Origin of the sequence: Kitasatospora sp. NPDC048298, from assembly GCF_043201465.1 — a bacterium.
Taxonomy (GTDB): Bacteria; Actinomycetota; Actinomycetes; order Streptomycetales; family Streptomycetaceae; genus Kitasatospora.
In genome coordinates, this window is the sequence record NZ_JBICYZ010000016.1 from 100,005 (window position 1) to 112,042 (window position 12,038).

The 12,038-nt window shown below is 72.6% G+C and carries 11 protein-coding genes; 2 read left to right on the forward strand and 9 right to left on the reverse strand.

Translation table 11 applies throughout. The annotated features are described in order from the left end of the window. Positions 1-4: 4 nt before the first annotated feature. Together ACGF0D_RS15670 and ACGF0D_RS15675 are read left to right on the forward strand one after the other, a co-directional pair. Positions 5-1,024 (forward strand): alcohol dehydrogenase catalytic domain-containing protein, encoded by a 1,020-nt coding sequence (locus tag ACGF0D_RS15670; protein ID WP_392916383.1) that lies wholly within the window; start codon positions 5-7, stop codon positions 1,022-1,024. 183 nt (positions 1,025-1,207) lie between these two features. Then, positions 1,208-2,599 (forward strand): multicopper oxidase family protein, encoded by a 1,392-nt coding sequence (locus tag ACGF0D_RS15675; protein WP_392870599.1) that lies wholly within the window; start codon positions 1,208-1,210, stop codon positions 2,597-2,599. A 153-nt stretch (positions 2,600-2,752) separates the two neighbouring features. On the opposite strand, the gene ACGF0D_RS15680 is transcribed toward ACGF0D_RS15675, so the two are convergent. The 9 genes from ACGF0D_RS15680 to ACGF0D_RS15720 form a co-directional block, all read right to left on the reverse strand. Beyond that, a complete protein-coding gene (locus tag ACGF0D_RS15680; RefSeq protein ID WP_392916386.1) occupies positions 2,753-3,115 on the reverse strand; it encodes a YciI family protein in 363 nt (120 codons plus the stop codon). A 245-nt stretch (positions 3,116-3,360) separates the two neighbouring features. Beyond that, the gene (locus ACGF0D_RS15685; RefSeq protein WP_392916388.1) at positions 3,361-4,077 is read right to left on the reverse strand and encodes a DUF2306 domain-containing protein; all 717 of its coding nucleotides are present in this window, start codon (positions 4,075-4,077) and stop codon (positions 3,361-3,363) included. A 41-nt stretch (positions 4,078-4,118) separates the two neighbouring features. Next, on the reverse strand, positions 4,119-4,892 hold the full coding sequence (locus ACGF0D_RS15690) for an SDR family oxidoreductase (protein WP_392916391.1): 774 nt from the start codon (positions 4,890-4,892) through the stop codon (positions 4,119-4,121). Next, positions 4,885-6,438, reverse strand: coding sequence for an FAD-binding oxidoreductase (locus ACGF0D_RS15695; protein WP_392916394.1), 1,554 nt, complete (start codon positions 6,436-6,438; stop codon positions 4,885-4,887). The genes ACGF0D_RS15690 and ACGF0D_RS15695 overlap by 8 nt, the downstream gene beginning before the upstream one ends. Before the next feature lie 164 nt (positions 6,439-6,602). Next, positions 6,603-8,117, reverse strand: coding sequence for a class I SAM-dependent methyltransferase (locus tag ACGF0D_RS15700; protein WP_392916397.1), 1,515 nt, complete (start codon positions 8,115-8,117; stop codon positions 6,603-6,605). After that, complete coding sequence (locus ACGF0D_RS15705; RefSeq protein WP_392916400.1) at positions 8,114-8,977, reverse strand: hypothetical protein; 864 nt, start codon at positions 8,975-8,977, stop codon at positions 8,114-8,116. The genes ACGF0D_RS15700 and ACGF0D_RS15705 overlap by 4 nt, the downstream gene beginning before the upstream one ends. Further along, a complete protein-coding gene (gene hppD / locus ACGF0D_RS15710; RefSeq protein ID WP_392870619.1) occupies positions 8,967-10,049 on the reverse strand; it encodes a 4-hydroxyphenylpyruvate dioxygenase in 1,083 nt (360 codons plus the stop codon). Before hppD ends, ACGF0D_RS15705 begins: the two co-directional genes overlap by 11 nt. Positions 10,050-10,064: 15 nt before the next feature. Further along, positions 10,065-10,286 (reverse strand): MbtH family protein, encoded by a 222-nt coding sequence (locus ACGF0D_RS15715; protein ID WP_392916402.1) that lies wholly within the window; start codon positions 10,284-10,286, stop codon positions 10,065-10,067. Beyond that, positions 10,283-12,037: an amino acid adenylation domain-containing protein gene (locus ACGF0D_RS15720; protein WP_392870625.1), complete on the reverse strand. Its 1,755-nt coding sequence runs from the start codon at positions 12,035-12,037 to the stop codon at positions 10,283-10,285. Before ACGF0D_RS15720 ends, ACGF0D_RS15715 begins: the two co-directional genes overlap by 4 nt. Between the last annotated feature and the right edge of the window lies 1 nt (position 12,038).

Consider the following 12,038-nt stretch of genomic DNA (forward strand, 5'->3'; position numbering starts at 1 on the left):
GCCGATGTGGGCTGCCGTCGTACCGGAGGCCAAGGCGCGCTGGGAACTGCGCGAGATCCCCACCCCCACGGCTGGACCGGGTCAGGTGCTGATCCGGGTCCACGCCTGCGGGGTCTGCCACAACGACCTCTGGGTCAGCCAGGGCGTCTTCCCCTTCCCGCCGCTCGACCCGGTGGTGGTCGGGCACGAGGCGGCCGGTGAGGTCGTCGAGGTCGGCCCGGGTGTGACCACCCGCCGGGTCGGCGACCGGGTCGGCACCACCTGGGTGCAGGCGACCTGCGGCCGGTGCGACTACTGCCGGCTCAACCTCCCGCTCACCGGGCAGTCCGGGATGAACTGCCCGCAGTCGGTGATGAGCGGCCTCACCGTGCAGGGCGGCCACGCCCAGTACGTCGCGGTGGCGGCCGACAGCACGGTGCTGCTGCCGGACGCCCTCTCGTACGAGACCGCCGCGCCCGTGCTGTGCGCCGGCTACACCGCGTGGAGCGCGCTGCGCGCCGCCGACCCCAAGCCGCACGAGCGGGTCGCGGTGCTCGGGATCGGCGGACTCGGCCACCTGGCCGTGCAGTTCGCCCGTGCGGCCGGCTTCGAGACCGTGGCCGTCACCAGCTCGCCGGACAAGCACGAGCTGGCCCGTTCGCTCGGCGCGGACCACGTGGTCGCCGACGGCGAGCAGCTGCGGGCGGCCGGCGGCGCCGACGTGGTCCTGGTGACCGGCACCTCCTACCGGGCGGCCACCGAGTCCCTCCAGGGGCTGCGGCCGAACGGCCGGATCGTGCTCGCCACCATCGACCCGGTCGACTCCTTCGCCATCCCGCCCACCAGCCCGTTCTGGGCGCAGCGCCAGCAGGTGATCGGCGCCACCCACAACGGCCTCGACCAGCTCACCGAGGCCCTCGACATGGTCGCGTCCGGGGCCGTCACGCCGATGGTCGAGGTCTTCCCCAAGGAACGGGTGGCCGAAGCACTCGAACGGGTCGAACAGGGTGGGGTACGCTTCCGCGCGGTCGTCAACTATCTCTGATCAACCGTCAAATACCGCAACCTGCAAGAAGCGCACGGTCTGATCAACGATCAGGATGGCGACCTGGGACGCACCCGAACAACGTTTCGGGCGCGCGGATACCGACTTGGGGAGGACATCCTGAACAGGCGACACTTTCTCGGCCTGGCGGGCATCGCGGCGAGCACCGGCGTACTGATACCGGTGAGCGCGCTGGCCGCCGGGGAGTCGGAGCGCCCCGGGCAGGCCGCCCGGGGCGCGGCCTCCGGGCCGTTCTCCGTACGGATGCCGGTACCGCCGACCCTCAACCCCGTGGCCCGCACCGCCGACACCGACGTGTACCGGCTCGACATCCTGCCGGCCGAGCTCGAGCTGATCCCCGGCGTCAAGACCAAGTGCATGACGTTCGGCGGCAGCTTCATCGGCCCGACGATCCGGGCCAAGGAGGGGCGCCGGGCCCTGGTGACCTACCGCAACTGGCTGCCCGAGCACGCCAACGTGCACCTGCACGGCGGCCACGTCCCGGCGGCCAGCGACGGCCACCCGATGGAGGTCATCGACCCGGGTGCCGAGCGGCAGTACGAGTACCCGAACCAGCAGCCCGGCGCCACGCTGTGGTACCACGACCACAGCCACCACATGGAGGCCGAGCACGTCTACCGCGGCATGCACGGCTTCTACCTGATCGAGGGTCAGGGCGAGAGCCAGTACGGGCTGCCGTGTGGCGAGTACGACGTCCCGATCGCGATCCGCGACGCCGAGATCGACGCCAACGGGCAGCTGGTGGCCGGCGACCCGCGGAACCGGAACGTGATCCTGGTCAACGGCCGTCAGAAGCCGTACTTCCCGGTGGCCGCGCGCAAGTACCGCATCCGGCTGCTGAACAACTCCACCCTGCGGTTCCTGAAGTTCAACTTCGGTTCCCTGCCGGTGCTCCAGATCGGCTCGGACGGCGGTCTGCTGCCCGCGCCGATCGACCGGACGGGGACGGACTTCCCGCTCGCCGCCGGCGAGCGGGTCGACCTGGTGGTGGACTTCTCCCGGCAGCGGGTCGGCACCCAGTGCTTCCTCACCAACCAGGGCCAGTTCACCGGCAACGACGAGGTCGAGCAGGTGCTGCGCTTCGACGTGACCCGCCCGGCCTTCGACTTCAGCCGGGTGCCCACCGCGCTGCGCGCGATGCCCGCGCTGGCGCCGGCCACGGTCCAGCGTGAGGTGCGGCTCTCCTTCGACCTGACCGGCAACCCGGTCGGTCTGATCGACGGCAAGCCGTTCGACGAGAACCGGGTGGACCAGCGGATCCAGCGCGGTGCCACCGAGATCTGGACGATCATCAACGACGACGGTGCCACCAAGTACGGTCCGATCCAGCACTCGTTCCACATGCACATGACGCAGTTCCGGGTGCTCGACCGGGACGGCCAGCCGCCGCTGCCCGGTGACGTCGGCCTGAAGGACACCGTCCCGCTCCCGCCCGGCACCTCGGTCCGGGTCCAGGCGACCTTCGCCGACTACCTGGGCAAGTACATGTACCACTGCCACATGCTGGAGCACTCCTCGGCGGGCATGATGGCGCAGATGGAGATCGTCGACTGACCCCGCGCGACACGAAGGCGGCGGGGGGGGGGGGGCCCCACCCCCCCCCCCCCCCCCCCCGGGCCCCCGGGGGGGCCCCCCGCCCCCCCCCGCCCCCCCCCCCCCCCCCCCCCCCCCCCCCCCCCCGCCGCCGTTTCCGCGGGTGCTACCCGATCACATCTCCAGGCCCTGCTCGAACATCACCTGACGGACCTCGATGCCGGTGTGCTTGGCGTCCGGGATCATCCCGGCCAGCTCGATCGCGCGCTCCCGGGTCTCGACGTCGACCAGGTAGAAGCCGCAGACGAACTCCCTGTTCTCCAGGTACGGGCCGTCGCTCAGCGCCGGGGCGCCGTCACGGACCTTGACGGTCGTGCTCTTCTCGGGCTCCGCCAGCGCCTGGGTGTGGACCAGCTCGCCGGACTCGCGGAGGAGCTTCATGAAGTCGCCGTGGCCGGCGTAGACCGCCTGCTTCTCGTCCTCGGGCAGGCCCTCCCACAGCACGGGGTTCATGTGCATCGTCAGCATGTACTTCATGACTGTCTCTCCTTGGGGGTGGCGCCCCGGGCGCTTCCCGGGGCTTCCACCGGAGACGTCGGAGCCGGCGGCCCGTTCTCGACATCCCCGGTCGTGCGTACAGGACGAATCCCAGGCCGGACGGCCTGCGGGCGCTCCGGCGGGCGGTCCGACGGGCCGGGCCGGCCCGTCGGCCGGGGCCGCCGGGGCCGCACACGCCGGCGGCCGGCCGTGGTGTCCCACGGCCGGCCGCTCGCTCGTCGACGTCAGCGCACCAGTCGGGCGGCCCGCGGGGCCGTCCGCTCGAGCCACCAGTGGGCGACCAGCAGGTTGAACACCCAGCCCGCCCAGTTGGCCAGGTCGAGGAGGGTCATGATGTCGATCCGGAAGCCCGGGACGTGCAGCATCAGTTCGGCCAGCACCCGGCCCCAGGTGGTGCCGAGGGCCAGCGCGAAGCTGTAGACCATCCACCGCCGGTGGTCGACGAACCGGCGCTGGAGCGCCGCCCGGAGCCCGAGCAGGGTGGTGCCCAGCCAGAGCACCGCCATCATGGCCAGCCCGGTCTTGCCGGACGGCGCCGCGGAGTACGGCACCAGCACCAGCGCCAGCACCCCGCTGGGCAGCGCTCCGGCGAAGATGTACAGTCGGCCGCTCATCCGGTGCACGGCCGGGTGGTGGCGGCGGATCCACGGCAGGACCTGGAGGAGGACCGTCACCAGCGAGATGTTGCCGAGGACGACGTGCGCTACCAGGACCGCGTAGTGCGCCGGGAAGTCCGGGTCGAGCGGGATCCGGGCCTGATGGCTGTCCCCCGACAGGTAGCGCGGGAAGGCGTACAGCAGGTTGAACACCACGACGGCGGCCAGGGCCGCCGCCCACGGGCTCTGCCACCAGCTCGTCGCGGCCGTGGCCGGTTCCGTGCCGGGTCTCGCCCGCCGTGGTCCGGTGGCCAGCGCACCGGTCTGCTCCGTGTTCTCTGTCACCGCTGGTCCTCAGCTTCCGTGTCGTCGTCGTCCTGACAGGTTCAGTGGTGGTATTCGCCGGCGTTGACGTCCAGGCAGTGCCCGGTGACGGCGCGCGCCAGCGGGGAGGCGAGGAAGAGCACCGCGTCGGCGACCTCGTCCGGCTCGGGCAGCCGGCCGAGGTCCAGGGTGGCGGCGATCTCGTCGTAGATCTCCTGGACGGTGATCCCGCGCTGCGCGGCGACGTGCCCGAAGCCCTCGCGCAGCGCGTCCGCCCAGATGTAGCCGGGGGCGACGGTGTTCACCCGGACGCCCCGCGGGCCGAGTTCGGTGGCCAGGCTCTGCGCCAGCGACAGCAGGGCGGCCTTGCTCATCTTGTAGGCGCCGAACGGCCGCTTGGAGTGCCGGATCACCGCCGAGTTGATCATGACGACCGATCCCCGGTTCTCCGCCAGCGCGGGCGCGAACAGCCGGGTGAGCCGCAGCGCGGCGTACACGTTGGTCTCGAACCCGGCGCGCACGTCCGCGAGGTCTACCTCGCCGAGGTCGACCATCGGCGGTACCGCGAAGGCGTTGTTGACCAGCGCGTCGACCCGGCCGAAGGCCTCCGTCGCGGCCTTGACCAGCGCGGCGGCCGACGAGTCGTCGGTGATGTCGGTCGGCACCGCCAGCGCCCGGCGCCCGGTCCGCTCGACCTCCGCGGCGATCTCGGCGAGCCGGGACTCGGTCCGGGCGGCGAGCACGACGTCCGCGCCCGACTGCGCGGACCGCAGGGCGATCGCCCGCCCGAGGCCGGGGCCGACCCCCGAGACCACGACGACCTTGTTCTCAAGCATCCTGATCCTCCTTCACATTCGCTTCGCCGCCGGGGAGTTCGACCGACAGGGCGTGACGGAACACGTTCCGGGGGTCGTACGTCCGCTTGACCTGCTGCAGGCGCGGGTAGTTGCCGCCGTAGTAGAGCGTCGACCAGGGCACCCCCGAGGTGTTCCAGGCCGGGTCGGCCAGGTCGCGGTCGGGGTAGCCGATGTAGGTGCCGTCGCTGTTCTCGTCGGGCACCGGGACGCCGCCGCTCGGGGCGTACGCGTCGCGGTAGAACGCCCGGACCCAGGCGATGTTGGCCTCGTCCTGGTCCTCGGACTGCCAGATGCCGGCGCAGTAGAGGACCTTCAGGACGGAGTCGCGCTGGACGGCGGCGGTGGCGTCGGGGGCGACGGTGTTGACCTTCCCGCCGAAGCCCGCGACCACGATGCACGACATCGGGTTGGTGTGCTCCGGATCGCTCAGGTAGCGCCAGATCACGTCGAGTTGGTGATCGGTGAACCCCTTCCGCAGGTAGCCCGCCTTGTCCTTGTAGCGCCCCTTCGGGTCGCTCGGGAAGCTGTACGAGGGCAGCCAGGAGCTGAACCAGGGGACGACCTCGGCGGTGTGCACCACCGGCTCCACGCCGACCCCGGCGGACACGGACTCGAAGTGCTCGGCGAACACCTTCTCGGCGTCCGGTCCGTCGTGGTCGATCACCACCGTCATCCCGAACATCCCGGAGTTGCGGTGGGTGACGATCAGGTTGCTCCACAGGCCGGCCGCCGGGGAGTCGGCGTCGTCGTTGTTCTCGTACCAGGTGGCGTAGTTGCGCAGCAGCGTGGTCAGGGACCGCTCGGTCATCCCGTCCCAGGGCCACATCACCGTCCGCTTCCAGACCCGGGCCGGCGCCTTGGGCAGCAGCCCGGCCGGGTCGTCGGTGTCCGCCCCCGGGGTGCGCAGCCAGTACCTGGTCACCACGCCGAAGTTGCCGCCGCCACCGCCGGTGTGGGCCCACCAGAGGTCCCGGTGCGGGTCGTCGGGCTCGGATGTGGCCACCACGGCCCCGGCCCGGCCGGACTCGTCGACCACCACGACCTCGACGGCGTACAGGTGGTCGACGATCAGGCCGTCGCGGCGCGAGAGGGGGCCGTAGCCGCCGACCGGGAAGTGGCCGCCGACGCCCACCTCGAAGCCGGTGCCGCCAGGGATCGTCACCCCCCAGCGCTTGAACAGGGTGCGGTAGACGTCACCCAGCAGGGCGCCGGACCCGACCTCGATCGCGCGGCGCGCGGGGTCGTGGGCGATGCGGTTCAGCTCGGACAGGTCCAGCAGGATCTCGATCTCGGGCGAGGTGGTGAAGTTCTCGAAGCAGTGCCCGCCGCTGCGGACCGCGATCCGCTTGCCCGCCGCCACCGCCTCGTCGACGGCCGCCACCACCTCCTCGGTGGTGGTCACCAGGCGCACCTCGTCGGGGCGTCCGACGAAGCGGTGGTTGAAGCCCTGCACGAGGTTCTCGTACCTCGGGTCCCCGGGCCTGATCACCGCCGGGCCGGTCGGATCAACGGTCTTGTCGGTCATGCTCGTTCGTCCCTCCGTGTTCCTGCGCCGCAGAGACGTTCGCACGGCACGGCCGGGCGGCACATCTCGCGGATTGCGGTGTGATCGGGCGGGTGTGATCGGGTGGGTCCGATCGGGCGCCGCGGTCGGGTGCCGAGGTCGGGCGCCGGGATCAGGTGACGGGATCAGGCGGCGCGTTCGGCGGTGATGACCGCGAAGGTGCCGGGGGTGTACTGGTCCCGGACGGTCAGGCCGGCGGCCGCCAGCCAGGCGCGCAGGTCGGCGAGCGCGAACAGCGGCATGCCGTCCGGGAAGCCGGGCCCCCGGAAGGTGCCCTGGAAGTGGCGGTCGACCGGGTCGGCGGCCTGGAGGAAGGTGAGCAGGGTGAAGCTGCCGCCGGGCCGCAGGCAGCGGCCGACCTCGGCGATCACCCCGGCCGGGTCCGGCATCGCCTGGAGGGCGTTCCAGCAGTTGACCGCGCCCAGCGTGGCGTCGCCGAACGGGAGCGCCTGCGCGCTCGCCCGCAGCGCGGGGACCTCCGGCAGCCGTCCGCTCAGCCAGGTGAGCATGGCCGGGTTGAGGTCCAGCGCGATCAGCCGCTCGGCGCCCACGGCCTCGGCCAGCACGGCGGTCCACCGGCCGGCTCCCGCGGCCAGGTCGAGCACCGGCCCGTCGACCGGATTGGTGTGTGCGGCGATGTAGCGGTCCTCGTCGGCCGGCGTCACCTGGCCGCCGAAGTTGCCGCCCATCAGCCGCAGGAAGGCCGGCCGCAGCACGGTCTCGTAGTGCAGCCCGATGTTGCGCATGGCGGCGGCGTTCTGGAGGACGTCCTTGGGGTCCGAGGGCTCGCTGCGCTCGAACAGGTCCAGGTGGCCCGCGGCGGACGAGAACTCGGCGGCGCAGTCGGCGCAGCGGGCGCCGCCGGGGGAGACGTCCAGGCGGCCGGTGCAGGCCGGGCAGCGCAGCACCTCGGCGTGGCGGGTGAGGTCGGCGGTGCCGACGGCGTCGGCCGACAGTGCGGTGGTCCGGTGCGGGCTGGTGTCGGCGACCACCTCGGTGGTGCCGTGGCGCAGCGCCCAGTACGCCTTGGCGCCGGAGTAGCCGATCAGCATCCGGGTGTCGCCGTCCCACGTGGCGGCGAGCTGCGCGGGGGCGAGCGCGTCGACCCACGAGCGGTCGAAGGCGCGTTCGGCCTCGCTGAGCACCCACTCGGCAGGCGAGGGCCAGACCCGCCCCAGGACGGCGGTGGCCGCGTCCAGCGGCCGCAGCACCCGGTCGAGCCGGCTGAGGTCGTCCTGGGAAGGCTCCAGCGGTTCGACGGCCGCCAGGATGCGGTCGCGGTCGGCGGGGAAGTGCGAGAGCAGGTACAGCAGGGCGAGGGTGCGCCCGGGGTGGGCCCCGCGGTCCGCGAGCAGTTCGAGGAACCGGTCCAGCTCCTTGCCGATCGGCTCGGCCGACTCGCCTCCGACGGAGGGCGGTTCGGCGCCGGCCAGCAGGCCGAGCAGCAGGACCAGCCAGCCCTGGCGCTCGGGCGGGGCCTGGTCCAGTGCGGTCAGCAGCGCCGGCACGGTGGCCGGGGCGAGGTCGCTCGCCCGGCCGTCCTGCCACAGCGCGGCCACCAGGTGCCGGAAGGCGGCGTCGCGCTGTTCGGCGCCGGCCGTCGTGAAGGCGGTCAGCAACTCCACGGGGGTCTGGGTCATTTGGGTGTCCTGTTCGGGCTCTGGCCGGCGGCTTCGGTCATCGAGCGGGCCAGGGCGAGGGCGTCCTCGCGGACCTGGCCGCCGAGGCGCGGGCGCTGACCGGTGTCGGAGTACTGCCGGGGCCGGCTGCCGCTGGTGCGGCGCAGCACGGTCATGCTGTTCTGGCGCAGCTTGCGGCTCTCCAGCAGGTTCAGCATCTCGAACTCGCCGGGGGCCAGCCGCTGGGTCTCGGCGATGTAGTCGAGGATCGCCTCGCCCTCGGGGTAGGTCATCAGGTAGTGCATGACGACGATCCCGCCGTCCGGATCGATCAACTCCCAGAAGTTCTCGAAGAAGTAGAGGCAGTCCCAGGCGTCCACCCAGGCGAAGTCGATCGGCCGGAACTCCTCGGGGAGTCGTCCGACGGCCCCGCGCATGTCGGAGTTGACCACGGTGACCCGCTCGGCGAGGCCGAGTTCGCCCAGCACCTCCGTCACCAGCGGGGCCGAGGAGCCGCTGTCCGAGAGGTCGTCGATCGCCACGAACCGCGGCTCGTACGGCTCGCGGTAGCCGGCCGGCAGCAGCAGCGCGGGCTCGCTGTCGATCCACGCCTCGTCCAGCTCCCGGCCGTCCGCGAGGTACGGCCGGGTCTTGCGGACCAGCGCGGCGGCCTCGGCCGCGGCCAGTTCCTCGGCCTCGGCCAGGGCCTTCGCCAGGAACGGCGTGGTGTACCCCATGCCGACCTCCAGCACCCGGCGGGGCCGGGCCAGGTGGATCAGGTGGGAGAGCAGCGGCGCCACCACCTCGGTGCCCATGCCGGGCACCCGCAGCCGCTCCACGGCCGCCCGGAACCGGTCGTCGAAGATCCCGTCACGCGCCATCGGCCACACCCCTGCCCTTCTGGTACTCGATGGCCTGGTACAGCGCCTTGATGTTGCCGCTGCCGAACGAGCGGGCCCCCATCCGCTCGATGACCTCCAGGAAGAGGGTGCCGCGCGGGTGCACGGACTTGGTGAAGATCTGGAACAGCTGCCCGTCGTGGTCCTGGTCGATCAGGATGTTCAGCCGCTCCAGGTCCGCCACGGAGTGCCGCAGCGGGGTGAGGCGGCCGGAGAGCAGCCGGTAGTACGCCTCCGGGGTGCCCAGGAACTCCACGCCCCGGCCGGCGATCGCGTCGACGGACCCGACGATGTCGTCCGTGGTGAAGGCGATGTGCTGCACCCCGGGCCCGCCGTGGTCCTTCAGGAACTCGTCCAGGTGGCCGGTGACCTGGGACTGGTCCGGTTCGATCAGGGTGAAGGTGACGGTGCCGTTCTGCACCACCTTGGTGATCATCACCTGCCCGTTGACCTTGATCCGCTCCGTGAAGATCAGCTCGAAGTCCAGCACCTCCCGGTAGAAGGCGACCGTCGCGTCGATCTGCCCAGGCTCGACGCAGATCGCGAAGTGGTCGACCTCCCGCAGGCCGAAGTCCGGTGCGGCCGGGTCGGTGGCGACCGGCGCCAGCCCGGGCAGCGGCCGCTCGTCGGCCGGGTCCGGCCGCTGGACGAAGGTGTGGGCGATGTCGCCGACGCCCATGATGGTCGCGGTGACCAGCTCGCCGTGCGCGGCCGGCCCGGCGACGGGCCGGGCGCCGCGCCGCACGGCCTCCGTGAAGGCGGCCCGGGCGTCCGGGACGCGCAGCGCGATGTCGGCGACTCCGTCACCGTGCTTCTCCACGTACGCCGCTCCCGGGTGGTCGCCCGGCAGCGGCTGGCTGAGCACCACCCGGATGCCGTTGCGGCCGAGCGCCACCGAGCGGAGGTCCGGCGCCTGCGGGGCCGAACCCGCGTACACTTCCAGGCCGTAACCCCGGACCAGCCACTCGGTGGTGGCGGCGAGGTCGGCGACGTAGCAGGCGATGTGGTCGACGAGCATGCCGCCGAAGGTCTCCTGACCCGCGTCGAGGCTCATGTTCCAGACTCCTCGTCAGTCGTCGGGCTGCCCAGGGAGGCGCCCGGTGAGGCTCTTCGGCCTCAGATCGGTCCAGTGCTCGTTCACGTACGCGAGGGCGGCGATCCGGTCGACCGGGCCGTGCTCGGCCGTCCAGCCCGCCGGAACCCCGGCGGCGGCCGGCCAGAGCGAGAACTGGCCCCGCGCGTTGACCAGGACGGTGAACCGGCCGTCCTCGGCGTCGAAGGGACTGGTCATCCCCGCTCTCCTTCCGGTCGGTCCAGCAGGCTCTCCAGCGCGGCCACCGAGGGCACGTCGAAGAACTGGGTGACGGTGAGCCGGACGTCCAGCGCCGCCCGGATCCGGCTGACCAGCCGCATCGCGTCCAGGGACTGGCCGCCCACCTCGAAGAAGCTGTCGTCGATGCCGACCTCCGGCACCCCGAGCACCTCGGCGAACAGCGCGCACAGCTGCCGCTGGCGCTCGGTCGCCGGCGCCCGGCGGGCCGAGTCGGTCACCGGTTCGGGCAGCGCCCGCCGGTCCAGCTTGCCGTTGGGGGTCAGCGGGAGGGCCGGCACGCTCACGAAGGCCGTCGGCACCATGTACGCCGGCAGCTGCGCCACCGCATGCGCCCGCAGCGCGCCCGCCTCGACCCCGTCGGACTCCGCGACGTAGTAGGCGATCAGGCGCTTCTCCCCGGACTCCGACTCCCGTGCCACGACGGCGACATGGGCCAGACCGGGGTGGCGCGCCAGCGCCGCCTCCACCTCGGCGGGCTCGATCCGGAAGCCCATCACCTTGAGCTGGTCGTTGGCCCGGCCGAGATACTCCAGCAGACCGTCCCGGTCGACCCGGACCAGGTCCCCGGTGCGGTACATCCGCTCGCCCGGCGCGTCGAAGGGGTTGGCCACGAAGCGTTCGGCGGTCAGGTCGGGCCGGTTGAAGTAGCCGCGGGCCAGGCCGCGTCCGGCGATGTGCAGCTCGCCCACCCCGCCGGCCGGCACCGGCCGCAGCTCGGCGTCCAGGACGTGCAGCCGGACGTCGTCCATCGGCCGGCCGACGCCCACCGGGCCGTCGGCGACATACGGGGCGGTCATCGCCGCGCTGGTGCTGAACAGCGTGGCCTCGGTCGCGCCGTACATCGCCCGCACCACCAGGCCGGGGTTGTGCTCCAGCACCCGCTGGACGGCCGAGGGGGCGATGACGTCGCCGCCGGTGAGCACCTCGCGCACGCCGGCCAGGCAGCCCGGGTCCTCCTCGGCGAGCACCCGGAACAGGCCCGCGGTCAGGTGGATGCCGGTGATCCGCTCCTCGGCGATCAGCCGGCGCAGGGCGTGCACGTCGAGGTCGCCCGGCGGGGCCACCACGATCCGCCCGCCGTGCAGCAGCGGCACCCAGAACTCGTAGGTGGAGACGTTGAAGGCGTACGGCGCCACCATCAGCACCCGCTCGTGCCGGCCCTGCGACCAGATCGAGTCCAGGGCCAGGCCGAGCGCGTCCCGGTGCGCGACCGCGACGCCCTTCGGCTCCCCGGTGGAGCCCGAGGTGTGGATCACGTAGGCGAGCGCGTCCGGCTCGACCGGGACGGCCGGGTCCGTCGCGGGGTGGTCGGCGAGGCCCTTCTCGCCCTCGACGACGACCACCTCGGCGACGTCCGGCAGGCCGCGCCCGCGCATCGCCTCGTCGGTCAGCAGCACCGGCGCCGCGCAGTGCTCCACGATCCACTGCTTGCGTGCCAGGGGGTAGGCGCTGTGCAGCGGGAGGTAGCAGCCGCCGGCCTTGAGCACGGCCAGCACCGCCACCACCAGGTCCGCGGAGCGCTCCATCAGCACCGCGACCGGCGACTCGGCCCGCACGCCGAGGTCCCGCAGCCGGTGCGCCAGCCGGTTCGCCCGCTCGTCCAACTCGCGGTAGCTGAGCCGGACTTCACCGGACGATACGGCGATCGCGTCCGGTGTCCGCAGCGCCTGTTGTGTGAAATGCCCCTGAAGGGAAGGGGAAGCCACCATG

What these genes read in the sequence shown, in the direction of transcription:
- ACGF0D_RS15695 (WP_392916394.1), bottom strand. Translation starts at nt 6,438, where the DNA reads ATGACCGACAAGACCGTTGATCCGACCGGCCCGGCGGTGATCAGGCCC.
- hppD (WP_392870619.1), bottom strand. Translation starts at nt 10,049, where the DNA reads ATGAGCCTCGACGCGGGTCAGGAGACCTTCGGCGGCATGCTCGTCGAC.
- ACGF0D_RS15720 (WP_392870625.1), bottom strand. Translation starts at nt 12,037, where the DNA reads ATGGTGGCTTCCCCTTCCCTTCAGGGGCATTTCACACAACAGGCGCTG.
- ACGF0D_RS15715 (WP_392916402.1), bottom strand. Translation starts at nt 10,286, where the DNA reads ATGACCAGTCCCTTCGACGCCGAGGACGGCCGGTTCACCGTCCTGGTC.
- ACGF0D_RS15670 (WP_392916383.1), top strand. Translation starts at nt 5, where the DNA reads ATGTGGGCTGCCGTCGTACCGGAGGCCAAGGCGCGCTGGGAACTGCGC.
- ACGF0D_RS15690 (WP_392916391.1), bottom strand. Translation starts at nt 4,892, where the DNA reads ATGCTTGAGAACAAGGTCGTCGTGGTCTCGGGGGTCGGCCCCGGCCTC.
- ACGF0D_RS15705 (WP_392916400.1), bottom strand. Translation starts at nt 8,977, where the DNA reads ATGGCGCGTGACGGGATCTTCGACGACCGGTTCCGGGCGGCCGTGGAG.
- ACGF0D_RS15700 (WP_392916397.1), bottom strand. Translation starts at nt 8,117, where the DNA reads ATGACCCAGACCCCCGTGGAGTTGCTGACCGCCTTCACGACGGCCGGC.
- ACGF0D_RS15680 (WP_392916386.1), bottom strand. Translation starts at nt 3,115, where the DNA reads ATGAAGTACATGCTGACGATGCACATGAACCCCGTGCTGTGGGAGGGC.